Genomic DNA, 23,819 nt, shown 5'->3' with positions numbered 1-23,819 from the left:
CACCGCGATTGAGAAATTCCGACAATGCTCAGCATCCTGAGAAACCGCACCTACAGACATCTGCTGGCCGCGCAGATCGTGGCGCTGACCGGAACCGGGCTGGCGACGGTTGCCTTGGGGCTGTTAGCCTTTGATCTGGCCGGAGAGGCCGCCGGGATGGTCCTTGGCACAGCCCTGACGATCAAAATGATCGCCTATGTCACCGTTGCCCCGCTTGCTGCTGCCTTTGCCGAGCGGCTGGATCGTCGCCGGATGCTGGTTGCACTGGATCTGGTGCGCGCTGTGGTTGCGCTCTGCCTGCCTTTCGTGTCCGAAATCTGGCAGGTCTACGTGCTGATCTTTGTGCTGCAATCCGCCTCAGCCGGATTTACTCCCGCGTTTCAGGCCACCATCCCGGATGTGCTGACCAACGAACAGGACTATACCAAAGCCTTGTCCCTGTCGCGGCTGGCTTACGATCTGGAAAGCCTGCTGAGCCCGATGCTGGCCGCCACCTTGCTGCTGTTCGTCAGTTTCGACAGCCTGTTTCTGGGCACCTGTGTCGGTTTTGTCGCCTCGGCCCTGCTTGTGGTGTCTGCAACTTTGCCCTCACCCAAACCATCCCAGCCGCGTGGCATCTATGACCGCACAACGCGCGGCATTCGAATTTACCTTAAAACCCCGCGCCTGCGGGGTCTGCTGGCGCTGAGTTGGAGCGCGGCCGCGCTCAGTTCGATGGTCATCGTCAACACGGTCGTGATCGTGCGCGGCGATCTTGGTCTTTCTGAAAGCGCCGTTGCCATCGCGCTGGCCGGGTTCGGTGGCGGTTCGATGCTCGCGGCATTTGCACTGCCACGCCTTCTGGATCACATTCCAGAGCGTCGCGTCATGCTGGGTGGTGCATCATTGGCGACGGGCACCATGGCGGTGGCAGCGCTGCTATCTGTCACTCTGCCGATGACATTAGGTTTGCTGACAACGACATGGCTATTGATTGGTTTTGGGTATTCCAGCATGCTGACGCCTTCGGGCCGCCTACTGACCCGATCAGCCCACCCCGAAGATCGACCCGCCGTGTTTGCCGCACAGTTCACTCTGTCTCATGCTTGCTGGCTGGTGCTTTATCCCCTGGCCGGATGGCTGATGACCCGCTTTGGCGTAACTGTGGCCATGGCCGGAATGGCGACCGCAGCGATTCTGGGTCTGGTTCTTGTGCTCATTGCCTGGCCACGGCGCGAAGACAATGCGGTGGTTCACGGCCATCCTGACCTCCCACAGGATCACCCCCACCTGTCTGGGCCAAAACCTCATGCGCATCCGATCATCATTGATGAACTGCATCCCCGTTATCCGCACCAGCCTTGAGCCCAAACACCAAACTACCCTAAACCGAGGCGAAGTTGCCTGAACCCGGAGCCGCAATGGACCAGCTTGACCGACGCATCATCGCCGCCTTACAGCACAATGCGCGCGACTCGACGACCCGCATTGCAACAACACTTGGCGTCGCGCGGACAACGGTGCATGAACGCATCAATCGAATGGAAGAGCGGGGCGTCATCGCTGGTTACTCGGTCGTCCTGCGCGAAACCGAAGATACGCCACGCGTTCAGATCATCGTTCTGCTTGAAGTGCAGCAGAAAGAAACCACACGGATCATCAAGCGGCTTGAAGCTTATCCCGAGGTCAAACTGTGTTTATCAATCAATGGCGAATTTGACCTGCTGCTTTCCGCCGAAGCGCCACGGATCGAAGATCTCGACATTCTGGTCGACGAACTTGCGCGCATCCCCGGCGTATTGCGTACCAACACCAGTGTGGTTTTTGGCCGAAAGATTGATCGAAACTAAGGCGCGCTAACTCTCTGTAAACAGATGATTGGATAGCTTGGCCCGGACTGATTAGAATTCCGGACCGGCAGAATGCCAACTCAAAACCTACTAGTTTCCGCGCTCTTGGCGCAGGCCCTTCTGGCGCAGGCCGGATACGCATCGCCAACATCGGCGCTGTGTGATCAAGCGGCCCGGCGGGCTGCGCAGGCCGAAGGCGTCCCGCTTGATGTTCTCAAGGCAATTGCCCGCGTAGAAACAGGCCGCACGCAGAACGGATCACTGGAACCCTGGCCATGGACCGTCAATCGTGAAGGACAGGGATATTGGTTTGCCTCCGAGGTTGAGGCAAAGTCTTACGTGTTCGACATCTTCAAATCCGGTGTACGCAGCTTTGATGTCGGTTGCTTTCAGATCAATTATCGTTGGCATGGTAAGGCTTTTCGCTCGATCGACGCGATGTTCGATCCGGATGAAAACGCAACCTATGCAGCACGGTTTCTGGCCCAGCTTTATGCGGAACTTGGATCATGGCCCGCCGCTGCCGGGGCTTACCACTCGCGCACGCAGCATCTCGCAGCCTCATATTCTGACCGTTTTCAGACCGTCCTGGCGCAGCTGGTTGGCTCGGGCACAGCCCACGAACGCGATCCATTCACAGCATCTGCCAGTCCGCTCATCCCGCTGAACGCTCATCCGGTCGGCCAGAACGCGCTGGGGTCACTGGTTCCCGAAACCTCTACAGCCACCGCCTTTATCGCTTTCAATTAGGAGCAGATAGTGCCCCGTATCGATCCCCGCACCTTGTTCTCTCCGACCATATTGCTGGCGCTGGCGCTGATGGCGGTCATCGTGATGATGATCCTGCCCATGCCAGCCTGGGTACTGGACGTGGGGCTGTCGGCATCCTTTGCGCTGGCGATACTGATCTTCACATTGACGCTGTTCATCGAACGGCCACTGGATTTCTCATCCTTCCCGACGATCCTGCTGGCCTCACTGATGTTGCGCTTGTCGCTGAACGTGTCCTCAACCAAGCTGATCATCGGTCAGGGGCACACCGGCACCAACGCCGCTGGTGACGTGATCGAAGGTTTCGCCCAGTTTGTCATGGGCGGCAGCATCTTTCTGGGCCTTGTGGTGTTTGGCGTTCTGCTGATCGTGAACTTCATGGTCATCACAAAGGGTGCGGCCCGCATGGCCGAAGTGGGTGCCCGGTTCGCGCTGGACGGGATGCCAGGCAAACAGTTGGCCATCGACAGTGATATGTCGGCTGGAGCCATCGATCACCAGCAAGCCAAAGAACGGCGCGAGCGCGAGCAGCAGGAAACCACCTTTTTTGGTTCGCTCGACGGCGCGTCGAAATTCGTCAAAGGCGATGCGATTGCCGGGTTGCTGATCACACTTCTCAACCTCGTGATGGGATTGGTCATGGGGGTCATCGTGCATGGGATGCCGGTATCGTCCGCCTTCGAAACCTATGCAATCCTGACCGTTGGGGACGGGTTGGTGTCCCAGATACCAGCAGTGATCATCTCGATTGCGTCCGCCTTGCTGTTGGCGCGTGGCGGTACGCAGGGTGCAACCGACAATGCGATCTTCTCGCAGCTTGGACGCCACCCGGCGGCGTTGGGCACCGTAGCGGTTCTGATGGTGCTGTTCGCCCTGGTGCCTGGATTGCCGTTCTTACCGTTCATTCTTGGGGCCGGGGTACTGGGCTATGCGGCTTATTCAGGCCTCAGAAAACGCAACGCCAGCGAGGCAGAGGCACAGACGCCCGAGGCCGAGTCTGACACTCCGGTTTCACAGGCCATCGGTGATATCCTTGACCTCGACGACGTTCACTTAGAATTCGCCCCCGATCTGGTCAGCATGGTGCTGAATCCCGGTACCGGCCTTGACGCGCGGATCGCCAACATGCGGACCTATGTCGCCTCAAGCTTTGGGCTTATCCTGCCCGAAATTCGATTGACTGACCGCGCCGATCTTCCGACCGGAACTTATGTGATCAAAGTACAAGGGGTCGAACAGGCGCGTGGTGTTCTGAATTCTGAACTTGTGCTCGCACTGGTACAGGACGGGCACGACTTTCTACCTGATGGCACCGATGTGATCGAACCCGTCTACGGTGCCCCGGCGCGCTGGATATTGCCCAAGGACCAGGAGGTCGCCGCACTGAATGGGGCCACCATCGTCACCCCTCCTGAAATTCTGGCGACCCATCTGCTAGAGATCATCAAACAGAATTTCTCGCGCCTTTTGACCCTGAAATCCCTTCGCCGCCTGCTGTCCGAGATGACGCGGCTCAGCGATCCGACCCGAGCCGAAGCCAACCGCAAAATGCTGGACGAATTGATCCCAGACAAGGTGCCGATCGACACACTGCATGCTGTTCTGCGGCTGTTGCTAGACGAACGGGTCTCGATCCGAAACATGGCGCTGATCCTTGAAAGCATGGCCGAAGCACGATTGGCCACCACCCAGCCCGAAGGGATCTGCGAACTGGTCCGCCAGCGGCTGGGCTTTCAACTGGTTGCCGACATGAAGCGCGAGGACGGCTCGATCCCTCTGATCCAACTCGCGCCGGAATGGGAGGACACATTTGCCACCTACCAGATCGACGCCGCGAACGCAGGTATCGACGTGGCACTACCGCCCAACCTGTTCAATAAGCTGGCCGATGGAGTTGTCGATAGCGTCGCAAAATCAGCAGATCACGGGTTGTTCCCGGCGGTCGTAACCACGACCCGCCGACGCAGATTGCTCAGGACCATTATGCACGCGCGCGGCGTCGCCAACCCCGTCCTGTCTTTTGAAGAGATCGGGCTTGAGGCGCGCCCCGCCTTGGTCGGAACGGTGCCCGCGTGATCTCAGTCCCGTCAGAGCTTTTGCCACATCTGGGGCAAAACCTGTGGCATCTGTTCGCCGTATTTCTTCGTGTGTCCGCATTGGTTTCGCTGCTACCGGCCTTTGGTGAACGCAGCGTCCCTGTGCGGGTCAAACTGGGCGTGGCAGTTGCTTTCACAATGATTGTCATTCCCGCCATACCCGCATCGGGTGTTATGCCGGGCTTTCACAAAATGATTGGATTAATCACCATCGAAGTCTTGATCGGTCTTATGCTCGGCATCGGGTTGCGCCTTTTTGTCCTTGCATTACAAACTGCAGGTTCAATCGCGGCGCAAGCGACATCCTTGTCTCAGATCCTGGGCGGAGCGGCCGCAGAACCTGTCCCGGCGATGGGGTATCTGCTGACGCTGGCCGGCTTGGCGCTGGCGGTATTGCTTGGCCTTCATATCCGTGCAGCGCAGTTCATGATCCACAGCTATATGCTGTTTCCGATGGGCGCGCTTCCAACTGCGCCTGATCTGTCGCAATGGGGCGTTGCGCAAGTCGCCCGCAGCTTTGGACTGGCCTTTGCGCTGGTGACGCCCTTTGTCATCGCATCGCTGATCTACAACCTCGCACTGGGCGTAATTAACCGCGCCATGCCGCAGCTCATGGTCGCTTTTGTCGGTGCCCCAGCAATCACTTTCGCAGGCCTTTTCCTGCTTTTCGCCGGGGCACCATTGATCCTGGCAACCTGGTCTGACGCTTTGTTTACCTTTCTCCAAAATCCTCTGGGAGGGCTGAGATGAGCACATCAGACGACGACAGTGATAAGTCATTTGAGGCGACCCCGCAAAAGCTGGAAAAAGCCCGCAAAAAAGGCGAGGTGGCGAAGTCCAATGATCTGTCGGTGGTGGCTGCATACATGGGACTGCTCGTCGCATTTTTGCTCACGGGTCAATTCACGGCAGAGCATCTGGGGACTCTGTTCGTGGTCTTGATCGACCAATCAGATCAATTCGCAATCTTGCTGACCGTCGGACCCGCGACATCCACCGTCGCTGGGATTCTGAGATCAACTATGGCACCAATCGCCGCGTTGTTTATCGTTCCGGCAGTCGCGGTGTTGCTCAGCCTGATCGCCCAGCGCGCACTGATCTTCGCGCCGGAAAAGCTGAAACCACGCGGTTCACGCATCTCGATCGTCTCAAACGCAAAGAACAAGTTTGGCAGGGGCGGGTTGTTCGAATTCGCCAAGAGCTTTGTTAAATTGTTGATCTATGGAACATGCCTGACCCTATTTTTACACGTCCACCTGCCAGAGATTCTGACAGCTAGTGCAGCCGCTCCGAGATCCTCAATTCTGTTGATGACGAACTTACTAAGCCAATTTCTGTTTATCGCCATAATGATCGCGCTGGCGATCGGCGTGATCGACTATCTGTGGCAACATGCCGAACACCTTCGCAAAAACAGAATGTCACGCAAAGAAATTCAGGATGAAACCAAGGATTCCGAGGGTGATCCGCACGTCAAACAGCAGCGTCGCCAACGCGCGCAGGACATAGCAACCAATCAGATGATGGTGGATGTGCCCAAGGCCGATGTGGTGATCGTCAACCCGACGCATTATGCGGTGGCGCTGAAATGGTCGCGAGCAAGTGGCAGCGCACCGGTTTGCGTCGCCAAAGGGGTAGATGAAATCGCGGCAACAATCAGGGCCACGGCCGGAGACGCAGGCATTCCTATTCATTCCGATCCACCAACAGCACGCGCATTGCACGCGACCGTCGGGATCGGACAGGAAATTACCGAAGAATACTACCGACCCGTTGCAGCTGCTATTCGGTTTGCCGAATCCATGCGCAAACGAGCGAAGGGTCAGGTCGGATGACGCAAGATCACATGGACAACCTTTTGACCGTCGCTGAAGCTGTTTATCAACGGGAACACCAAAAATTGCACCCTTTGTTGCAGCGCGAAGCCCAGTTGCTTCAGCAATTGACGCGTCTGGATTCTCAATTAGCCGAAGTAAAATCGACGAGTTCACAGTCGGATGGCTATCAGGTCACCGGCGCAGACCTGTTGTGGCACGGCTGGGAATCTTTGACACGGCGCAACCTGAACACCGAGTTGGCGCGCCTGCGATCACAAAAGCTTGCGGCAATGGAAGAATTGCGTGGGGCATTTGGGCGCAAACTGGCCGTTGCCGATCTGTCGCGCCGCCTGCAGGAACACAAGCGACGCGTGCGACAATCTAAAGCTTTGGAATCGTAACCCCAACCCGTTCAGGTATCCTGTCGGCTGACACTCATGATCAGAACTTGCGAGACATCTTCGCCCAGATCCTTTCTCGCAACCTCCAGCAACGCATTGCGCAATGCCGTCAGGTTGTCTGACCGCGTGAATGCGCCGTCAAACCCGCCGATATTGGCGTGATCAAACAGAACTTGCAGAAACCGGTCCCTTAATTTTGGCTCGATCTCATAAAACGCTTCGGCAATCCCCGGCCTCACCTCAAGGCTGAGGGACATGGTGACGAGCGCCGATATCTCGTCCTCGGAAACCACGGGGACCACGAACTGTTTGGTGAGTTTCAGATACTCATGTGTTTCTGATTGATCATCTTTGCCGGGTTTAGTTTTGTTTTTCTTGTCTTCATTGGGTTTTTGCCCAGCCTCCGCAAGATCTTCAGCTTCCCCGGACGGGGACAATAGGATCCGGGCGCCCGCACCGGCAGCCAGGCCGAAAACCAGAAAAACGATCGATAGTAGTTTTCCCATCAGAACGGCCCTCAGAACGGTAGCAAGGTATCAAGTATCTGTTGTCCATAGCGTGGTTTCTGCACATCCGTGATCTGCCCGCGGCCACCATAAGACACCCGCGCTGACGCGATCTTGTCATAGGTGATTTCATTCTGGCGCGAGATATCTTCGGGGCGGACATAGCCCGAGACCAGCAGTTCCCGAAGTTCGAAATTCACCCGCAGTTCTTGCGATCCAGAAATCGAAAGCACACCGTTAGGCAGCACGTCGACGACCGTTGCCGCCACGCGCAAGGTCAGTTTCTCTTTGCGTTTGACCGATCCCTTCCCTTTGCTGACCGAAGCGGAGTCAATTGAAACGGCATCATCAAGTGAGGCGCCTTCCGGCAGGCGTTCACCTGCGCGCTGAGGAAGGCCGAAGAGTTCCGGCACCGCAAGACTTTCTGACCCGGCCCGCGACCGGTTGGTGTCGTTGGATATTTCGGCCTTTTCATCCAGCTCGATCACGACTGTCAGAATATCCCCTTTTTTCATCGCCCGTTGATCACCAAGCAAGGAATGCTGACCGCCACTCCACAAAGATGACTGATCAACGGTTCGCTGAGGCTGGCTGTGCAAAGGTAGTCCGGGCCACAGCATCGCAACATGCTCAGGCGATTCCGTGTTTGGTGTCAGGCTGGGCGGCTTGCCAAGGTGGTCCAATCGTCCACACGCCGCAACACTCAGAACGACAAATAGCAGGGGTTTCGAAAGGCTCGGCATCATTTAACCTCAATTTGTCCATCGGGACGGATTACGCCCGTTACTGTTGTGCGAGACGCCAGATTCATGACACGGATACGCTCGCCTGCTGCGCCCCGGCCCAACGCGCGGCCTTCGGCAGTGATCGATAGCGCGACGTGATCGAACACCAGCGTCACCAGATCGTTTCGGTCCACGATCGCAGGCGGACCGACATCGGCAGGGCGGATTGGCCGACCTGGATATAGCGCGACACGTGCCTCCTGACCGATAAGATCCTCTGGCCTACGAACCGCCCCATTGACCTCAGAGGTTTTGACTTCGATGTCGGATGAGACAATGACCTCTTTGGCGCGGATCGTGCGGGTCGGCACAACGATCTCGGCCAAGCTTGGCATCGGCATCATGCATAGTATGAGGGTTAACAGGCGCATCACCGCACCTGCGTGGTCGCGCCCATCATCTGGTCGACGGCGGAAATAACTTTGGCGTTCATTTCATAGCCACGCTGCGCTTCGATCAGTTCCGTGACCTCGCGCACCGCATCGACAGAGCTGTCCTCAAGATAGCCCTGCCGCAATGTGCCCAGCCCATCTTCGCCCGGGGTGCCGACAACCGGAGCGCCCGAGGCTTCGGTTTCCTTGAAGAGGTTGCTACCAATGGCCTCAAGACCCTTGGCGTTCGAGAAGCTGGCCAGCGTAAACTCGCCCAGCAACTGCCCCTCGGCCGTATCATCGAAATAGGCATAGACCTCACCCGCCGCATTGATCGAGATCGATCTGGCATCGTCTGGAATGGTAATTTCAGGGGCAACGGCAAAGCCATCAGAAGTTACGATCAGACCTTCGGCCGAACGTTTCAGGCTTCCGTCTCGGGTAAAGGCGGATTGGCCATTCGGCATGGTGACTTCAAGGTAACCTCGCCCTTCGATGGCGATATCCAGATCACTGCCCGTTGCCGAGAGCCCACCCTGTTGCAGCTGTACGGTGACCGCGGCAGGGCGCACGCCCAACCCCAGCTGTATACCTGTCGGAAGGACCGTTCCATCCGAGGCATTGACCGCCCCGGCGCGCACCATCTGTTGATAGTGCAGATCGGCAAACTCGGCCCGGCGGGTGTTGTAGCCGGTTGTATTCATATTCGCGAGGTTGTTTGAAATTGTCTCAACCCGCATCTGCTGTGCGGTCATGCCCGTAGCCGCGATCTTCAATGCTCGCATGTCGTATTCTCCTTCCGGTAATCAGCGCATCAATGCCTTAAGCGCCCCGCGAACCCGTTCGTCTTCGGCCTCAAGAAAACTCTGCCCGAGCTCGTAGGCCCGCTGAATTTCAATCATCCGGGTCACCTGACCAATGGCATTGACATTCGATCCTTCGAGGAACCGATGCAGCACGACCGGTTCGCCCACCGGTTCCACCTGCCCGCCTGCACGAAAATGTGTGCTTCCTTCGCGCACCAGGTTTTCGGGATCGGCGACGTTGTAGACACCGATCTGGCTCAGAAGTTGTCCATCGGCGCTCATCGTGCCGTCGCTGCCAACATCGATCGTTGCGGCGTCGGGCGGGACAAAGACCGGCGCGCCATTGCTGTCCAGAACCCGGTGCCCGTCCATCGTCACCAGATCGCCCTCAGCATTGGGTGAGAAACTGCCGGAACGCGTCAGGCGGTTCCCTGCGGGCGTTTCGATCATAAAGAACCCGTCCCCTTCGATGGCAAAGTCGAAGGACCCGCCTGTCTCGGTCAGCACACCTTGTTGCAGAGAAGTGTTTCGAACCTGCGCACGGCTGAGCGATAGTGAAGGATTGCCCGGCATATCCCGGACGAATTCGGAGAACACCAGCCCCTGCTGACGATACCCGGTCGTGTTGGCATTGGCGATATTGTTGGCCACCATTCGCATCTCATCCATGAGACCGGATTGGCGGGACAAGGTGACATAAGCGGTGTCCATTAGCGACCTCCGGCAATAAGCGGGACCAATGTCCCGGTAAAAAACGTAACAAGGGTCTGGGTCATGAAGCCCATCGACATCCAGAACACGACCACGATTGCAATCAGCTTAGGCACGAAGGTCAGGGTCATCTCCTGAACCGAGGTCAAGGCCTGAAACAAACCAACTGTAAGGCCCGAGATCAGCGCCACCGCCAGGATCGGAACCGACGTGATGACTGCAACCCAAAGCGCCTGGCGCACGATGTCGTAGAACAGACCTTCGCTCAGCATCGTTCAGACCGGCATCCGCAAGATTTCCTGATAGGCTTCAACGACTTTGTTCCGAACAATCACAGCCGTTTCCACTGCCAACTCAGTCTGCGCCAGTGCCTGAACCAAAGCGTGCGGGTCGGCCTGCCCAACCATCGAAGATTGCGTGACTTGCTCGCTTTGTTTCAGCGTCGCCACGAAATCCTGAAACGAGGATCGCAGCCCTTGCGCTGTCCCCTGATGTTCGGGGGCGGCCTGCGTTGCTGGGCGCGCACCCGTATAATTCTGTGCGGCGGTAAGTGAGCGAACATCCATTCTGGTATTCCTTTATTTTCGGAGTAGATCCATCAGACTTGATGACATCTGCCGGGTCTGGTCGAACATCTTGAGGTTGGCTTCATAGCTGCGCTGCGCCTCTCGGGCGTCTGCTATTTCGATCATCAGATCGACGTTTGATCCTCTGTAATGGCCAGTCTCATCAGCCATAGGGTGGCCAGGATCATAAATTCGGCTCAAGTCGCGACGATCGAGTTTGACGCGCCCCGCCTGGACCATCTCTATTCCGTCCCGTTCGACTGTCTCAAACGGGACTGTCTTACGCCGGTATCCGGGCGTATCGGCGTTCGAGATGTTCTCGGACACATGACGCAACCGCGCTGCTTGCGCACGCAGTGCGCTAGCCGACGCGTCCAACGAGTAGGAAAAATCGCTCATCGTGAAACCCCCTATGCCCGGCCCAGACTCGTGCGCAGCACACCGATTGAAGACTTGTAGATCGCTAATGCCCGGTCATGTTGTCGCTTGACCTCGACAGCTTTCAGCATCTCTTCTTCCAATGAAACACCATTGCCATTCGGATCGCTCGAAGCCGCGACCGTGAATTCAGCCCAAGGCTGAGCGCGCACATCACCATTCAGATGACCCGTCCGAGTCGCGGTCATCGCGACCTCTCGGCTCGTGTTTTCAAACGCTGTCTGGAAGGCTTCAATATCGCGGGGCTTGTATCCCGGCGTATCCGCGTTGGCCATGTTGCGCGCGACAACCGCTTGCCGTTGTCCGGCATGGGTTGCCATTGCGTACGCAGTCTTAAAGACGTTCAGGTCATTGAACATCGGGGCTTCTCCCTCGATCAATTTCAATCAAGGCTTAACCCCGATTCCTTTAGAAACCGTTTTCAACAAATCTATTTGGAGGACCTGCGATGGCCGATCTCGATCCGATGCGTCTGAAATGCGAATTCGATAGGATGTCGGCGGTACACCATATCGGGCGTGTGACCGGTGTTGCGCGCGGCGTGGTTGAAATCGATGGTCTGACCACCCAAGCCCGGATCGGGGATCATCTGACGCTGCGCCGACAAAAAGGCCCGGACCTGCCGGGCGAGGTCCTGCATGTCGAATCAGGCGCGATCCATATGCTGCCAGCCTCCGCACCCGATGGCGTAAGCCTGGGGGATCAGGTCTCTCTCGACCAGATGCCTGCCTTTGCGCCCGGAATGCATTGGCTTGGGCGGGTGATCGATCCGTTTGGCAAACCTCTGGACGGCAAGCCCCTACTGCCTGGCACGCTTGAACGTGACCTTATACAGGCCCCGCCAACCGCGGTATCGCGCAAGCCGCTGGGTGGTCGTATGGAAACCGGGTTGGCCATCCTCAACACGATGCTGCCCATTGTCCAGGGTCAGCGAATCGGCCTGTTCGCTGGTTCAGGCGTTGGCAAATCGACACTTCTGGCGACGCTTGCCCGCTCCGTCCAGGCGGATGCGGTGGTCGTTACATTAGTGGGCGAACGCGGGCGCGAAGTGAATGAGTTTGTCGAGAACGCCCTGGGTGCCGAAGGTCTGAAACGATCGGTCGTCGTGGCCGCAACCTCGGATCAATCGGCCCTGATACGCAGACGGTGCGCATGGTCGGCCATGTCGGTGGCGGAATACCTGCGGGATCAAGGGTTAAACGTTCTGTTTCTGGCCGATTCAGTTACCCGCTTTGCCGAAGCGCACCGCGAGATTGCCGCCGCAATGGGTGAGGCCCCATCGCTACGTGGCTACCCGCCATCGGTCACGCCGCTGATTGCAAACCTGTGCGAACGGGCGGGTCCCGGAACTGCCGATCAAGGTGACATCACCGCAGTCTTCAGTGTACTTGTCGCTGGTTCTGACATGGACGAACCCATTGCGGACATTCTGCGCGGCGTCTTGGACGGACATGTCGTGCTGAGCCGGGACATCGCCGAACGCGGGCGCTTCCCAGCGATTGACCTCAGCCGATCCGTATCACGCAGCCTACCAGGTGCGGCGACCGCAGATGAGAACCAGTTGATTACAGAAACCCGCAAGCTGGTCGGCAGTTATGAGCAATCTGAGGTGATGATCAAAGCCGGTCTCTATGCCGAAGGAACAGATCCTTTGTTGGATCGCGCCGTCCGAGTCCACGAAGAGCTAGATAGCTTTTTTGCGAAGGCCGATCCCGATGGTATCGAAAACAGCTTTAATCGATTATCTCTGATTTTAAGGCGCGCTGGTGTAAACCCGGTGTCGCAGTCTTAGAATTCAGAACAGTTTTAAGTGTTAGGACCACCTTAACACCTGCCCTGCTAGGCCAGTAAGCGGGTGAATAGAAGGTGGTGGAGATGGGTGCGCAATCCAATGCGGCGCCAATCATCATCAAGAAGAAACGTGTATCGGGTGGCGATGCTCACCACGGTGGTGCGTGGAAGGTCGCGTATGCGGACTTTGTCACTGCCATGATGGCGTTCTTCATGTTGATGTGGCTGCTGAATGCAACGACCGAGACGCAACGCAAGGGTCTGGCGGATTATTTTTCGCCCACGATTCCGGTCAATCCGGTCTCGGGCGGTGGCGATGGTGCCTTCGGCGGTGACAACATGTTTTCGGAAAAAACCATGGTTATGGATGGATCAGGTGCCAGCAATCGGAACCCCACCGAGGCGAAACAGGCGCGCGGATCAACCGGCGTGGATGCGAAAGGCGGCGGTAAGGGTGCGTTCGAAGATTTCTCGTCGCTCGAGGCGCAGTTGTTGGGGCGCGCTGGGGAAAGCCTTGTGTCCGATAAGATGCGCAAGCACATCGTGACCCGCGTCACCGACGAAGGGCTGGTGGTCGAGCTGTTCGCCACTGAGGATCAACCGTTGTTCGAAGCGGGGACAGACACGCCAACCCAAATGATGCGCGCGCTGACACTTTTGGTAGCGCGGTCTTCTGATCTGGTGACAAACGCAATCGCGGTAGAAGGGCATGTGCGGTCTGCGCCCGTCGTGTTGGCGAATAACCCGGTCTGGGATCTGTCGACCGCGCGGGCGCAAAGCACCCGCCAACTGCTGCAGAACAAAGGCATCCAGCCACAGCGGTTGGACCGCGTGACTGGGCACGCGGACCGAGAGCTTTCGGATAAAAACCCCATGGCGATACGCAATAATCGGATTGAGATCATCTTTTTACGCAACCCTTAAGGGGTAAAGGATAGACAGCATTTTAGCTGTTAGCCGGCTGTTAAGGGCCAGTGCGGTACGTGTTGCATCAACGAATGACGCAACAAAAGGGCGTACCGATGACCATATCCTCTTCGCTGAATGCCGGTGTGGCAGCGTTGAAGGCCAACGCCAACAGGCTGGCCACGATCTCTGACAACATCGCCAACTCATCGACATTTGGCTATAAAAGGGTCGAGACCGACTTTCACTCCATGGTCACGTCTGGTCAGGGCGGCAGCTATTCGGCAGGCGGGGTCAGAACCACCAGCCAACGCCTGATAGATCAGCGCGGATCGTTGGTAAACACCAACAATTCAACCGATCTGGCCGTGCGCGGTAGAGGCATGCTGCCTGTCCGTCCCAGTTCGCAGATCGCGTCAGGTTCAAATGAGATGCTGCTGACCACGACAGGCTCATTCCGCACCAATGAGGAGGGGTATCTGGTCACACAATCCGGCCTTGTACTTCTTGGCTGGCGTGCCAATTCAGATGGCTCGATCCCCAGCGTCCCGAGGGATACGCCCGCCGCTCTGGAACCCATTCAGCTAAGCGTTAATCAACTTTCGGGCGCCCCCACAACATCCATGAACCTGCGGATGAACCTGCCTGCAACAGCGACCGACGCCGGTGCTCCGGGTGACACGCAGCCCTTGTCGGTCGAGTATTTTGACAATTTGGGCAAGTCTGAAAGCGTCGATATCGAATTGGTCCCCACCGTTCCTGCAACCGGCAGCAGCAATGAATGGACCATGACATTGCGCGATTCAGCCTCGGGCGGCGCTGTCATCGGAGAATATACCCTGACCTTCACCGATAGCCGTACAGCCGGTGGTACACTAGCCAGCGTCACCGCCGTGACCGGCGGTGCCTATGACCCGGCAAACGGCAGCGTTGTCGTCAACGTCGCCGGCGGACCGATGGAGATCAACATCGGCCAGATCGGCGATGCGGACGGCATTACACAGCTTTCCGATACCTTTGCTCCGGTTTCGATCACACGCGATGGTTCGGCCGTTGGCACGATGACAAGCGTACAGGTTGATGAGAACGGCTATGTCTATGCTTTCTATGATACTGGGGTCAGCCGCCGGATGTTCCAGATTCCGCTGGCCGATGTGCCGAATCCAAACGGTCTGACGGCGTTGGACAGTCAGACCTATGCCCCCTCGCGCGACAGCGGCACCTTTTTCTTATGGAACGCGGGTGAAGGTCCGACAGGCGATCTCGTGTCTTTCGCACGCGAGGAATCGACCACCGATGTCGCCACCGAGTTGACCTCAATGATCCAGACCCAGCGGGCCTATTCCTCAAGCGCCAAGGTCATTCAGACTGTGGATGAGATGCTGCAGGAAACCACCAATATCAAACGCTGATCTGATGATTGATCAACGAAAGGGATGCGTCCGATGAATATGTCGACAGCACTGAACAACGCTCTGGGCGGGCTGAGCGCAGCCAGCCGTGGTGCGGCGGTGGTTTCAGGAAACATCGCCAACGCGTTGACCCCGGGATATGCCCGCAGATCGCTTGAATTGGCGACCAGCACAGTTTCCGGTAATGGCGTTCGTGTCGTTGGTATCACTCGGCACCAGGATCCGGTACTGATCGCAAACCGCCGTGCGACCGATGCAGACCTGATGGCAGCCAAAACCGTGGCGCAATTTCATTCAGGTTACGAGAAACTGTTGGGGGCAGCCGACGATGCCACTTCGATCTCGGCCAGACTGGCCCAATTCGAAAGCAGCCTGATTACAGCTGCAAGCCTGCCCGGCTCAGCCCAACGGTTGGATCAGGCCGCCCGTGCAGGCGGTACATTGAGCACAGCGCTCAATACAGCGTCCGAAGGGGTGCGGCAAATGCGATCCGATGCGGATCGCACGATAGGCAAACAGGTCGATACGCTGAATCAGACTCTGAAAGACATCGAGAAACTGAATGCTCGTATCCCCGCTGTCCGCAATTCGGGCGGTGATATTGGCGCGCTGTTGGATCATCGTCAGATTCTGGTCGATCAAGTCAACGAGTTGGTGCCTGTCAACGCGATCGCGCGCGATAATGATCAGATTTCCCTTTATTCCGATGGCGGGTTGATCCTGCTGGAAGGAACCGCGGCCGAGTTTTCGTTCTCGACCACAGGCGATACCATGCCGCATATGACCGTTGGCAACGGGTTGCTGTCCGGGCTTGAGATCAACGGCCGACCCGTTCGCGTGAGCGGAGAGTTCGCCCAAATCCGAGGCGGCGCATTGATGGCCCAGTTCTCGGTCCGCGACGAACTGACCGTCGAAGCGCAAGCCGATCTGGACGCCGTCGCCCGCGACCTGATCGAGCGGTTTGAAACCACCGGGTTGGACCCGACCGCTGCCGCGACCGATCCGGGCGTCTTCACGGATGACGGCAGCCGCTTTGATCCGGTTTCTGAAACCGGTCTTGCGTCGCGCATCTCACTAAATGTTGTGGTCGACCCGGATGCAGGGGGTGACAGCTGGAGATTACGCGCGGGTCTGGGGGCATTGACCCCCGGTGCGCCGGGTGATGCCAGCCAGTTGCAAGCTTTTGGGGCCGTTCTGACCGACTCGCGCCCGGCCCCCAGCGTGGGGTTTGGGACAGGCACGATGCGCGCGGCGGAGATCGCCGAGGCGTTGCTTTCCAAAGCCGGGGCAAACGCACACACAGCTGACCAGCGCAGCAGTTTTGCAGCAAACGCGCAGCTGGAGATGCAAAAAGTCGTCGCGGAGCAAGGTGTTGACAGTGACGCGGAACTGCAGCGCTTGATGCAGATCGAGCAAGCCTATGCCGCAAACGCACGCATCGTCGCTGTCGTGGATGAACTGATGGATACCCTGTTGAGGTTATGAACATGACACTGAATTCGATCGGGGATCTGGCCCGCGGCCTTACCCTCAGAACTCGCAGCGCCGAGATCAAATCACAAATCGAAACACTGTCGTATGAGATGTCCACCGGCAAGGTGCAGGATGTCTCGGGCCGTCTGGGTGGTGATTACTCGCACCTACTGGATCTAGATCGCAGCCTGGAACGGTTGGACGCGCTTTCCATCGCCACCGCCGAGGCGCGGCTATTCACGGACGCAATGCAATTGAGCCTGACAACGCTAAGCGGCTCGGTCGCCGAGATGTCAGCGTCGCTGCTATCATTCGGCACGGCGAACCAGACCGTGACACATGAACAAGCATCGGTTCAGGCACGAAATGAGCTCGACACAATGATCTCAGCCCTGAATACGCGGGCGGGAGGGCGCAGCCTGTATTCCGGAACGTCGACTGACGTCTCACCTCTGCCCTCCGCTGAAACATTATTGACAGCGCTGCAGGCCGAATTGATAGGGCTGACCTCCCTAACAGATATCCAACAGGCCGCTGAGGATTGGTTCAACGACCCCGCCGGATTTGATGCGGTGATATATCAAGGTGGTACGGGCACCTTGGCTCCGATGCAGATTTCCGAGAACGAGCGGATCACGCTTCCGATCATTGCGACAGACCCCGCGCTCAAGGACGCTTTGCGCGATGTTGCGGTTGCGGCTCTGGCCACAAATGATGCGCTTGGATGGACGCCTGATCTACGAACCGCAATGTTCACGCAGCTTGGTGTTGAGCTGGCCAATACACAGGATGCGACGGTCAATTTGCGCGCCCAGGTCGGCGCGGCTGAGGCGCGTGTGGAGCAAGCCGCAACGCGCAACGCCGCCGCAAAGACCAGCGCTGAGCATGCGCGCAATGCGTTGATCGCTGCAGATCCCTATGAGACTGCGGCACAGTTGCAAACCGTGCAGTTCCAACTGGAGAGTCTGTATTCCGTGACCGTTCGCAACGCCAACCTGTCACTGGTGAATTTCCTGAGATGAAGATACTCGCATTCCTTTTGATAGTCTTACCGTGCATTGCCAATGCCGGGGCTATACGCCTGAAAGATCTGGTGGATTTCGACGGGGTCCGCGGCAATGATCTGGTTGGCTACGGCCTTGTGGTTGGCCTGAATGGCACCGGTGACGGCTTGCGCAATTCTCCGTTCACCGAAGAGATTATGTCCAACATTCTCGAACGGCTGGGCGTAAACGTGAATGGCGAAGATTTTCGCCCCAAAAACGTCGCCGCCGTATTGGTCACCGCCACCCTACCACCCTTCGCGCGCGTCGGCGGTCAGATTGACGTCACCGTCTCTGCCATCGGAGATTCCAAAGGACTTCTTGGGGGGACATTGATCATGACACCCCTGAATGCAGCAGATGGTCAGATTTATGCCGTGGCGCAAGGGACAGTGCTAGCCGGAGGCGCTGCGGTTGAAGGCGAAGCAGCGTCGGTTGTAAGCGGGGTGCCGACATCGGGCGTCATACCCTCGGGCGCGCGTGTGGAGCGCGAGATCGATTTTCAGCTTGCTGATTTGACTCAATTCAGACTGGCGTTGAGAGAACCGGATTTCACGACTGCAAGCCGCATAGAGGCCGCCATCAATAAGGAATTCAACCGAGCGGTCGCACTCATGCGCGATTCCGGCACTGTGGAGTTGAGCATTGAGGCGACGCGGGCCGTATCAACCGCGCATGCCATTGGACGTATTGAAAACATTCTGGTCGAACCCGAAAGCAAAGCCCGCGTCGTGGTGGATCAAAGATCGGGCACAATTGTCATGGGTCGGGACGTCAGGATTTCACGCGTGGCGGTATCGCAGGGCAACTTGACCCTCACAGTCGAGGAAGCCCCGATTGCTGTTCAGCCAAATCCGTTTGCGCGAGGCGAAACAGTCGTTGTTCCGCGCACCTACGCTGGGATCGAAGAGGAAGAAGGAACGGGGCTTGCAGAAATCCCCGAGGCTACCACCTTGTCCGAAGTGGTCGCCGGGTTGAACGCCTTGGGCGTGTCGCCACGCGATATGATCGACATCCTGAAAACCATCAAGGCTGCCGGGGCGCTTCATGCTGAGTTCATCGTGAGATGAGCAGTCAGACCACAGCGTGCGCCTTTTGGTATACGGTTTTACTTGGATTTCCAACTGTCCAGCCAGCGGCGAAAGCCCTTGCGCTTTTCATCTATTGCATCACCAGCGGCGTAAAGACCATCTTCCATGTTCTCCAAAACAGGATCGATCTTCTTTTGCCGAAACCGCCGCCATCGAACCCAGATGGCCCAAACCAGCGCAGCAAACACAGTCAGGAAAACAATATTGAACCACGGGATGATGCGGACATCCGGCCCCTCGACATGCCGGATGAAAATTGCGTTGGGAAAAATCGACATGAATTCATTCCGCCAGCCGTAGTGCGTTACGACCACCCAATCGGGGTTATCTTTGGTCGACTTGGCATCGTTGGCCTCGGTGTAAAGGTTCGCAGTGTCGAACTTGAAATAAGGCGGCCAGCCCCAACCGGTGTCTTCGTTGCGATAGACAATCGGCTTCCCGTTGGCGCGTACGGCCTGAATGAACTGTACATCGCGGTTTGACAGGCTGGTGGATTGATCTTCAGGCTCGGACCAGAAGATTCGCGTCCAGTCCGTCAGGTCCTGACGTTCCTCATAGGTGTTGACGATCCGCACCACATCGTGCTGCGGTAGGGAATACTGCAAGATCACGGCGATCGTGCCCCAGAAGATGATAATGAACGCCCATTTCACATAGGCCATGCCTTAACCCTCACATGTAATTCACGATGTAGATCAGCGCGCCAATCGCCACCCAAGGTACAATATAGACACCCAAAATCAGTTTGCGCCGGAATGAGTTGTCGTAGACGTGCAAACCACGCGCAACAAACGCTTCTTTGTTACCGGTTTTGCCCTTTTCGTCCCACCACGTCTCCAACTTTCGCCGCCTAACTCCGCGCGAATAAAAGGACAGCGCGAAATAGGCAATCGTCTGGATCACCAGCAGGATCAGAAACAGGCGCAACGCTCCGAACATCTTAATCTCTCCTGACCGCGCCCCAAGGGCCGACCCGTGCGATCACTGTTTCGCTGACCCGGTCATTGCCTAACATATCAGGTTCATGACCAAATAAAGCCGCCCGCGCACCAGCCTTGTCCACCTGATACTCGCGGGCAAGGAAGTCGGCAACATAGGCTTTCTTGGTCTCGGGCCAGGTCCTGTAAGTACTATAAAACAATTCCTTGTGGCAGATGAACATCTGCCGCGGATCCAGCGGAGCCAATTCGGTCAACAGCATATTCACCAGATCGCGGTTCGGCGTATCGGCTGCGCGCAATGTGTAGAAATAAGCGGGATGATCCGAGGTGATGCGTGGCCAGCGCCCGCCATCCGTCGCCCAGCGCAACAGTTGTGCGAGGCCGTGATACGCCTCGGGTAGGCGATCGGCGTGATTGCGGGCCAGTCGTCGCATATCGCTGCGATCCAGCCCGCTCAGATCAACATCTGCGTCAGCAGCCGCAGAAATGGTCAGAAAGTCCATCTTCTGTTGTAAGATCGCTGCGGCATCCACGCCGCGCGCCTTAACGATAGGTTCAACCAGATCGTTGTAGTCGAGAAACTTGGCAATCTGGTTCCGCTGCGACGGGTCAAAAATATATTTGATCGGCATATCGTCGGGCTTTTCGCCTATGCAAATCGCCGCCGGGTGATCCATATCCGGGAACAGGTAGAGCCCGCCAAAGTGTGCCGTCCAGAAATTACGCTGCTCGAATGCGGTGTGGCGCAGGCGGACGGGGTTGCGGGTGACGTCGCCGGTTTCCTTGGCCGTTTCGATCATGTTTGCGATCAGCACATCGTCGAACCATGCATCCTCTTCGGTTTTGAAGCGTTCGACCATGCCCGCTAGCTGCTGGGCTTTGCGCAGGGTGCCGCCCACGGTGTCGGCCTCGATCTCGATCTTGCTTAGGTTCAACAGGTCGCGCGGGGTGGTGAGTTTGATGACCGAGTTCACCAGCTCTCCGGCCACCGCATCGGTGGCGGTTAGAGCAAACAGCTGCGCCTCGTTCATCTCGATGAACTCACGCAGGATATCGCGCGAGGTCGAGAACTTGACGTTCAGAAGGGGCGCGCGTTTCTGCTCGGTCGTCAGCAGGATGAACTGCCGGTTAATCCCGTTGGGGTTGAGGTAGAGCTCGTCCTCAAGCTCAATCCCCACCTCCGGCGAATAGCCCGAGATATCGACATGGAAATCCGTCAGCGCCGTGGTTTTGCCCGACAGATGCTGCAGCGCGCGGTTATACCGCTCGACCAGAGCCGGGCTGGAAATGTGGACGAGGTTGCCGAACATCAGGCCTTTTTCGATGAGGCGGATCATTGGTCGCTCTGTATAAATACTGGCATTACTGCACGCCTATCCTTTGCGACGACTTCGGATTTTACGAAGTAGTGGGTTTTCCTCGGTACTTTCTTCGCCCTATCCAGAACGATACCAAACAAATTCGCTTGTAAGTCTTTGATAAGCATAACGACCTCTAAAGACCATTTTATCCAGCTTTCTGCCAGTATCTCAGGGTCTTCAAATTTCTTGTCAGCAGCGGAGAACCTTCGCAGTCTTTCAAAAAACACCAAGCTTTCTCCGAGCACGAAGTATGTGTTGCCGTCCAGAGAATTGACATAGACTGATGCATCTGCATCGCAGGGCAGACTTCCTGCATTTTTTAGGGCCGTATTAAGTTTATAGTGAAAGCTCGTTTCGTTTCTAATGTTGCGGTTTATTGCGTGACCTTCCGAAGCGCCCAATCTTTCAATTTCTTCCGTACTTTTTTGGATGAGCGCCAGCATTTCCGGATCTAGCTTTTCATTTTTCTTGGTTGCTTCTTTGAGGAACTCGTATGCCTCAAAAACGCGGGAAGATAACGTTCTCAGGACCACATGGAACTGAAGATCCGAAGCAAATTTTACTGGACCTCTTTCGTCATCTTGCCGCTCCGTAAGCCTGAGGAACCGCGCGAAAACGTTAAGTTCATTACAGATGTAAGACAGCATACCCAATACAGCTATCTCTTCCTTGGTCATCGAACCAAGATCAGACTTCTTCAGATTAAACTCATGGAAGTGGACTAGACTTTCAGTCACCCCTTCCCCTCCAGATACCGCCGCTTAGCCTCCTCCATCCGACCCATCTCACGCACCGCGTTCTCGATGGCGACCTCGTCGCTCTTGTCGGCATAGCGGAACTCGCTGTCGGCGTAGCGGTTGATTTCCTGCATCACCATCTCAACCGTGATCGGCTGGCGCAGGTCCTCGATCATGGCCTTCTTGGTGTCGTAGTCACGGAACAGGAACAGGTCGGGGTTTTCCATCCATTCGTCGGGCAGTTCGAAATCCATCGCGCGGACCTTGACCGCGTCGGTGATGTTCTTGATCGCGCGCCCGGTGAACCGCTCATCCGCCTGTTGGATCGCTTTGAGGTAGGTGCCCAGTTTGGCAATCGTGTCCATCTGGCCGATGTCGCCGGAGACGCGGTCAAAGACCTGCAGCAGGGCATCCTCATGCGGGCGGGCGTGGCTTTCGAAACTGGCGACGACGGCCTTTTTGATCTCCTGCGCGGCATAGGCGTCGTGTTCGCCCAGCGGAATGTCGTGGTTGCGGCCCATCAGCAGGTGCAGGATGTCGATGTAGTCCTCACGCGTTTGCGGACCGTCCACTAGGAACCGCGCGCCCGCCCGCTGGCGTAGGGCGTCGTCCACATTCTCTGGGTAGTTCGAGAACATGCCAAAGGTGCAGTTGCCGCGCACGACGGTGTTGGCCCCCGCAAAGCTCTCCATCAGCACGGCCGTGATTTCCAACTGTCCGGCTGACGACTGCCGATCGCCGCGCTTGCCCGCAAGCTGGTCGATATCGTCGATTGTGCCGAAACCGATGACCGAAGGGTCGATGATCGTGTTGATGAAAGCTTTGGCGTTCTGGCCGGATTTGCCCTGATAGCTGTCGATATTATCGGTGCTCAGGTTTTGATAGCGAAACGGATAGCCCGCGTTCTGACAATAGTCGTTGATCAGCCCGGCCATCATCTGGATCAGGGTGGTCTTTCCGGTGCCCGGTTTACCGTCGCCCATGAAGGTAAAGATGAACCCGCCAAGCTCCGCAAACGGGTTCAGACGGCGATCAAAGTCATATGCCATCAGCATCTTGGCCAGCTTCATGGCCTGATATTTGGCGATATGGTTGCCGACCACCTCGTTCGGTTTCTTGAACGTCATGGTCAGAGTGGTGGATTTGGCCTTGGAGGCCGGTTCAAACCCTCGGATCGTCAGGTCATCGGCCTCGATATGCCACGCGGCATTCTGGAACGGGGCTAGATGGCCGGCCGATTGCGCGCGCAGGGCGGCTTTCTCCATCAATTGCTCGGCATAGGCGCTGGTGGCCGCGATCAGGTGGGCATCATCGGGGGCGTGTTTGGCAATGGTCTGGTCCAACTCCCACAGCGCGCCGTGCAAGGCGAGTTGGCCGTTGTCGGTCAGGACCTCTTCGATCTCACCGATATCGACAGTGGTCTCTCCCAGATGCGAGGACATCAAGTACGCCAGCGCATTGCCGAAGGTGTGCGAGGTGATCAGAGCCTCGGCAGTCAGCAGTTCCGAGAATTCGGTCTTGCGGGCGGCAGGTAGATCTCCGGCCAAATTCGCGCGCTTCAGATCCGCCAGCGGAGTCTGTTCCGCATAAGCCTCGGCCACGGCCAGAGCGATTGCGATGGCACGTCGTATCGCCTGTTGCGAAGTCGCCTGTGGCGGCGAGACCAGAGTATCCCCGTCATCTGACGCTTCGATCCGTTCGACTAGATGCACCCCGTCCCTGCGGGCAGTACGGCGTGTCACCAGACCCGGCGTCGTCGACCGAAACCGCCGCCCGGTAGAGACACCAGGGGATCGTTCGACAGTCGTTTCAACCGCTTTGGCAATACGCGGAGCGTGCTCGAAACCGCTCAGCAAAGCGGTCGCTGCCGGATAGTGCTTACGAATGTCGTCTTCGCGCAATTCCATCTGATCTGACGTCAAACTCATCTTCTTCCTCGCAATGCCGGGCTGAAGCCCGGCCTACTC

At 57.2% G+C, this 23,819-nt stretch carries 27 protein-coding genes; 13 read left to right on the top strand and 14 right to left on the bottom strand.

Annotated features, from left to right (window positions below; genetic code table 11):
• Positions 1 to 24: 24 nt before the first annotated feature.
• From ACR0DE_RS14175 to ACR0DE_RS14145, 7 genes are all read left to right on the top strand, one after another.
• The gene (locus ACR0DE_RS14175; protein ID WP_480753891.1) at positions 25 to 1,344 is read left to right on the top strand and encodes an MFS transporter; all 1,320 of its coding nucleotides are present in this window, start codon (positions 25 to 27) and stop codon (positions 1,342 to 1,344) included.
• A gap of 56 nt (positions 1,345 to 1,400) precedes the next feature.
• A complete protein-coding gene (locus ACR0DE_RS14170; RefSeq protein ID WP_170515708.1) occupies positions 1,401 to 1,829 on the top strand; it encodes an Lrp/AsnC family transcriptional regulator in 429 nt (142 codons plus the stop codon).
• Between the two features lie 72 nt (positions 1,830 to 1,901).
• Entirely contained in the window at positions 1,902 to 2,579 is a 678-nt protein-coding gene (locus ACR0DE_RS14165; RefSeq protein WP_480753889.1) for a lytic transglycosylase domain-containing protein, read from the top strand.
• A gap of 9 nt (positions 2,580 to 2,588) precedes the next feature.
• The gene (flhA, locus tag ACR0DE_RS14160) at positions 2,589 to 4,676 is read left to right on the top strand and encodes a flagellar biosynthesis protein FlhA (RefSeq protein WP_480753887.1); all 2,088 of its coding nucleotides are present in this window, start codon (positions 2,589 to 2,591) and stop codon (positions 4,674 to 4,676) included.
• On the top strand, positions 4,673 to 5,446 hold the full coding sequence (locus ACR0DE_RS14155; RefSeq protein ID WP_480753885.1) for a flagellar biosynthetic protein FliR: 774 nt from the start codon (positions 4,673 to 4,675) through the stop codon (positions 5,444 to 5,446). Before flhA ends, ACR0DE_RS14155 begins: the two co-directional genes overlap by 4 nt.
• Positions 5,443 to 6,531, top strand: a complete 1,089-nt coding sequence (gene flhB, locus ACR0DE_RS14150) for a flagellar type III secretion system protein FlhB (protein ID WP_480753882.1) — start codon at positions 5,443 to 5,445, stop codon at positions 6,529 to 6,531. The genes ACR0DE_RS14155 and flhB overlap by 4 nt, the downstream gene beginning before the upstream one ends.
• A gap of 11 nt (positions 6,532 to 6,542) precedes the next feature.
• A complete protein-coding gene (locus ACR0DE_RS14145; RefSeq protein WP_480753880.1) occupies positions 6,543 to 6,914 on the top strand; it encodes a hypothetical protein in 372 nt (123 codons plus the stop codon).
• A gap of 11 nt (positions 6,915 to 6,925) precedes the next feature.
• Here ACR0DE_RS14145 and ACR0DE_RS14140 read toward each other — a convergent pair whose 3' ends face one another.
• The 9 genes from ACR0DE_RS14140 to ACR0DE_RS14100 are packed head-to-tail and all read right to left on the bottom strand — an operon-like array spanning position 6,926 to position 11,456.
• Entirely contained in the window at positions 6,926 to 7,420 is a 495-nt protein-coding gene (locus tag ACR0DE_RS14140; protein ID WP_480753878.1) for a flagellar basal body-associated FliL family protein, read from the bottom strand.
• An 11-nt stretch (positions 7,421 to 7,431) separates the two neighbouring features.
• Positions 7,432 to 8,163, bottom strand: coding sequence for a flagellar basal body L-ring protein FlgH (flgH, locus tag ACR0DE_RS14135; protein WP_480754273.1), 732 nt, complete (start codon positions 8,161 to 8,163; stop codon positions 7,432 to 7,434).
• Positions 8,163 to 8,576, bottom strand: a complete 414-nt coding sequence (gene flgA / locus ACR0DE_RS14130) for a flagellar basal body P-ring formation chaperone FlgA (protein WP_170818494.1) — start codon at positions 8,574 to 8,576, stop codon at positions 8,163 to 8,165. The genes flgH and flgA overlap by 1 nt, the downstream gene beginning before the upstream one ends.
• The gene (flgG, locus tag ACR0DE_RS14125) at positions 8,576 to 9,361 is read right to left on the bottom strand and encodes a flagellar basal-body rod protein FlgG (protein ID WP_170626328.1); all 786 of its coding nucleotides are present in this window, start codon (positions 9,359 to 9,361) and stop codon (positions 8,576 to 8,578) included. Before flgG ends, flgA begins: the two co-directional genes overlap by 1 nt.
• A 21-nt stretch (positions 9,362 to 9,382) precedes the next feature.
• Positions 9,383 to 10,093 (bottom strand): flagellar hook-basal body complex protein, encoded by a 711-nt coding sequence (locus ACR0DE_RS14120; RefSeq protein WP_480753876.1) that lies wholly within the window; start codon positions 10,091 to 10,093, stop codon positions 9,383 to 9,385.
• Complete coding sequence (locus tag ACR0DE_RS14115; RefSeq protein ID WP_170395271.1) at positions 10,093 to 10,365, bottom strand: flagellar biosynthetic protein FliQ; 273 nt, start codon at positions 10,363 to 10,365, stop codon at positions 10,093 to 10,095. The genes ACR0DE_RS14120 and ACR0DE_RS14115 overlap by 1 nt, the downstream gene beginning before the upstream one ends.
• Before the next feature lie 3 nt (positions 10,366 to 10,368).
• Positions 10,369 to 10,659, bottom strand: coding sequence for a flagellar hook-basal body complex protein FliE (gene fliE, locus ACR0DE_RS14110; protein ID WP_170408685.1), 291 nt, complete (start codon positions 10,657 to 10,659; stop codon positions 10,369 to 10,371).
• A 12-nt stretch (positions 10,660 to 10,671) separates the two neighbouring features.
• Positions 10,672 to 11,058, bottom strand: a complete 387-nt coding sequence (gene flgC, locus ACR0DE_RS14105; protein WP_480753873.1) for a flagellar basal body rod protein FlgC — start codon at positions 11,056 to 11,058, stop codon at positions 10,672 to 10,674.
• Between the two features lie 11 nt (positions 11,059 to 11,069).
• Entirely contained in the window at positions 11,070 to 11,456 is a 387-nt protein-coding gene (locus tag ACR0DE_RS14100; protein ID WP_170567490.1) for a FlgB family protein, read from the bottom strand.
• A 107-nt stretch (positions 11,457 to 11,563) separates the two neighbouring features.
• Here ACR0DE_RS14100 and ACR0DE_RS14095 point away from each other — a divergent pair, with 107 nt between their 5' ends.
• From ACR0DE_RS14095 to ACR0DE_RS14070, 6 genes are all read left to right on the top strand, one after another.
• Positions 11,564 to 12,889: a FliI/YscN family ATPase gene (locus ACR0DE_RS14095; RefSeq protein WP_480754271.1), complete on the top strand. Its 1,326-nt coding sequence runs from the start codon at positions 11,564 to 11,566 to the stop codon at positions 12,887 to 12,889.
• An 83-nt stretch (positions 12,890 to 12,972) separates the two neighbouring features.
• The gene (locus ACR0DE_RS14090; RefSeq protein ID WP_480753871.1) at positions 12,973 to 13,812 is read left to right on the top strand and encodes a flagellar motor protein MotB; all 840 of its coding nucleotides are present in this window, start codon (positions 12,973 to 12,975) and stop codon (positions 13,810 to 13,812) included.
• 98 nt (positions 13,813 to 13,910) lie between these two features.
• Positions 13,911 to 15,206 carry a flagellar hook protein FlgE gene (locus ACR0DE_RS14085; protein WP_480753867.1) on the top strand — a complete coding sequence of 432 codons (1,296 nt, stop codon included), beginning with the start codon at positions 13,911 to 13,913 and terminating at the stop codon, positions 15,204 to 15,206.
• A gap of 33 nt (positions 15,207 to 15,239) precedes the next feature.
• Positions 15,240 to 16,691 (top strand): flagellar hook-associated protein FlgK, encoded by a 1,452-nt coding sequence (gene flgK, locus ACR0DE_RS14080; RefSeq protein WP_480753865.1) that lies wholly within the window; start codon positions 15,240 to 15,242, stop codon positions 16,689 to 16,691.
• A gap of 2 nt (positions 16,692 to 16,693) precedes the next feature.
• Positions 16,694 to 17,701 (top strand): flagellin, encoded by a 1,008-nt coding sequence (locus ACR0DE_RS14075; protein WP_480753863.1) that lies wholly within the window; start codon positions 16,694 to 16,696, stop codon positions 17,699 to 17,701.
• On the top strand, positions 17,698 to 18,792 hold the full coding sequence (locus tag ACR0DE_RS14070) for a flagellar basal body P-ring protein FlgI (protein WP_170664341.1): 1,095 nt from the start codon (positions 17,698 to 17,700) through the stop codon (positions 18,790 to 18,792). The genes ACR0DE_RS14075 and ACR0DE_RS14070 overlap by 4 nt, the downstream gene beginning before the upstream one ends.
• Before the next feature lie 38 nt (positions 18,793 to 18,830).
• On the opposite strand, the gene ACR0DE_RS14065 is transcribed toward ACR0DE_RS14070, so the two are convergent.
• From ACR0DE_RS14065 to ACR0DE_RS14045, 5 genes are read right to left on the bottom strand one after another with little or no spacing between them, the layout of a single operon-like run.
• Positions 18,831 to 19,475: a DUF1523 family protein gene (locus ACR0DE_RS14065; RefSeq protein WP_170395244.1), complete on the bottom strand. Its 645-nt coding sequence runs from the start codon at positions 19,473 to 19,475 to the stop codon at positions 18,831 to 18,833.
• Positions 19,476 to 19,485: 10 nt separating this feature from the next.
• Positions 19,486 to 19,752 (bottom strand): hypothetical protein, encoded by a 267-nt coding sequence (locus tag ACR0DE_RS14060; RefSeq protein ID WP_223117442.1) that lies wholly within the window; start codon positions 19,750 to 19,752, stop codon positions 19,486 to 19,488.
• Between the two features lies 1 nt (position 19,753).
• Positions 19,754 to 21,091 carry a DUF6638 family protein gene (locus tag ACR0DE_RS14055; protein WP_480753860.1) on the bottom strand — a complete coding sequence of 446 codons (1,338 nt, stop codon included), beginning with the start codon at positions 21,089 to 21,091 and terminating at the stop codon, positions 19,754 to 19,756.
• Complete coding sequence (locus tag ACR0DE_RS14050; RefSeq protein ID WP_170609116.1) at positions 21,088 to 21,852, bottom strand: hypothetical protein; 765 nt, start codon at positions 21,850 to 21,852, stop codon at positions 21,088 to 21,090. Before ACR0DE_RS14050 ends, ACR0DE_RS14055 begins: the two co-directional genes overlap by 4 nt.
• Positions 21,849 to 23,780: an AAA family ATPase gene (locus ACR0DE_RS14045; RefSeq protein WP_480753858.1), complete on the bottom strand. Its 1,932-nt coding sequence runs from the start codon at positions 23,778 to 23,780 to the stop codon at positions 21,849 to 21,851. The genes ACR0DE_RS14050 and ACR0DE_RS14045 overlap by 4 nt, the downstream gene beginning before the upstream one ends.
• Between the last annotated feature and the right edge of the window lie 39 nt (positions 23,781 to 23,819).

The sequence above is a fragment of the Ruegeria sp. C10 genome (assembly GCF_056537805.1).
Note: the sequence above shows the minus strand (reverse complement) of the source record. Positions and strands in the feature narration are given on the sequence as shown.

What these genes read in the sequence shown, in the direction of transcription:
- ACR0DE_RS14175 (WP_480753891.1), top strand. Translation starts at nt 25, where the DNA reads ATGCTCAGCATCCTGAGAAACCGCACCTACAGACATCTGCTGGCCGCG.
- ACR0DE_RS14170 (WP_170515708.1), top strand. Translation starts at nt 1,401, where the DNA reads ATGGACCAGCTTGACCGACGCATCATCGCCGCCTTACAGCACAATGCG.
- ACR0DE_RS14165 (WP_480753889.1), top strand. Translation starts at nt 1,902, where the DNA reads ATGCCAACTCAAAACCTACTAGTTTCCGCGCTCTTGGCGCAGGCCCTT.
- flhB (WP_480753882.1), top strand. Translation starts at nt 5,443, where the DNA reads ATGAGCACATCAGACGACGACAGTGATAAGTCATTTGAGGCGACCCCG.
- ACR0DE_RS14145 (WP_480753880.1), top strand. Translation starts at nt 6,543, where the DNA reads ATGGACAACCTTTTGACCGTCGCTGAAGCTGTTTATCAACGGGAACAC.
- ACR0DE_RS14140 (WP_480753878.1), bottom strand. Translation starts at nt 7,420, where the DNA reads ATGGGAAAACTACTATCGATCGTTTTTCTGGTTTTCGGCCTGGCTGCC.
- flgH (WP_480754273.1), bottom strand. Translation starts at nt 8,163, where the DNA reads ATGCCGAGCCTTTCGAAACCCCTGCTATTTGTCGTTCTGAGTGTTGCG.
- flgA (WP_170818494.1), bottom strand. Translation starts at nt 8,576, where the DNA reads ATGCGCCTGTTAACCCTCATACTATGCATGATGCCGATGCCAAGCTTG.
- flgG (WP_170626328.1), bottom strand. Translation starts at nt 9,361, where the DNA reads ATGCGAGCATTGAAGATCGCGGCTACGGGCATGACCGCACAGCAGATG.
- ACR0DE_RS14120 (WP_480753876.1), bottom strand. Translation starts at nt 10,093, where the DNA reads ATGGACACCGCTTATGTCACCTTGTCCCGCCAATCCGGTCTCATGGAT.
- ACR0DE_RS14115 (WP_170395271.1), bottom strand. Translation starts at nt 10,365, where the DNA reads ATGCTGAGCGAAGGTCTGTTCTACGACATCGTGCGCCAGGCGCTTTGG.
- fliE (WP_170408685.1), bottom strand. Translation starts at nt 10,659, where the DNA reads ATGGATGTTCGCTCACTTACCGCCGCACAGAATTATACGGGTGCGCGC.
- flgC (WP_480753873.1), bottom strand. Translation starts at nt 11,058, where the DNA reads ATGAGCGATTTTTCCTACTCGTTGGACGCGTCGGCTAGCGCACTGCGT.
- ACR0DE_RS14100 (WP_170567490.1), bottom strand. Translation starts at nt 11,456, where the DNA reads ATGTTCAATGACCTGAACGTCTTTAAGACTGCGTACGCAATGGCAACC.
- ACR0DE_RS14095 (WP_480754271.1), top strand. Translation starts at nt 11,564, where the DNA reads ATGCGTCTGAAATGCGAATTCGATAGGATGTCGGCGGTACACCATATC.
- ACR0DE_RS14090 (WP_480753871.1), top strand. Translation starts at nt 12,973, where the DNA reads ATGGGTGCGCAATCCAATGCGGCGCCAATCATCATCAAGAAGAAACGT.
- ACR0DE_RS14085 (WP_480753867.1), top strand. Translation starts at nt 13,911, where the DNA reads ATGACCATATCCTCTTCGCTGAATGCCGGTGTGGCAGCGTTGAAGGCC.
- flgK (WP_480753865.1), top strand. Translation starts at nt 15,240, where the DNA reads ATGAATATGTCGACAGCACTGAACAACGCTCTGGGCGGGCTGAGCGCA.
- ACR0DE_RS14075 (WP_480753863.1), top strand. Translation starts at nt 16,694, where the DNA reads ATGACACTGAATTCGATCGGGGATCTGGCCCGCGGCCTTACCCTCAGA.
- ACR0DE_RS14070 (WP_170664341.1), top strand. Translation starts at nt 17,698, where the DNA reads ATGAAGATACTCGCATTCCTTTTGATAGTCTTACCGTGCATTGCCAAT.
- ACR0DE_RS14065 (WP_170395244.1), bottom strand. Translation starts at nt 19,475, where the DNA reads ATGGCCTATGTGAAATGGGCGTTCATTATCATCTTCTGGGGCACGATC.
- ACR0DE_RS14060 (WP_223117442.1), bottom strand. Translation starts at nt 19,752, where the DNA reads ATGTTCGGAGCGTTGCGCCTGTTTCTGATCCTGCTGGTGATCCAGACG.
- ACR0DE_RS14055 (WP_480753860.1), bottom strand. Translation starts at nt 21,091, where the DNA reads ATGATCCGCCTCATCGAAAAAGGCCTGATGTTCGGCAACCTCGTCCAC.
- ACR0DE_RS14045 (WP_480753858.1), bottom strand. Translation starts at nt 23,780, where the DNA reads ATGAGTTTGACGTCAGATCAGATGGAATTGCGCGAAGACGACATTCGT.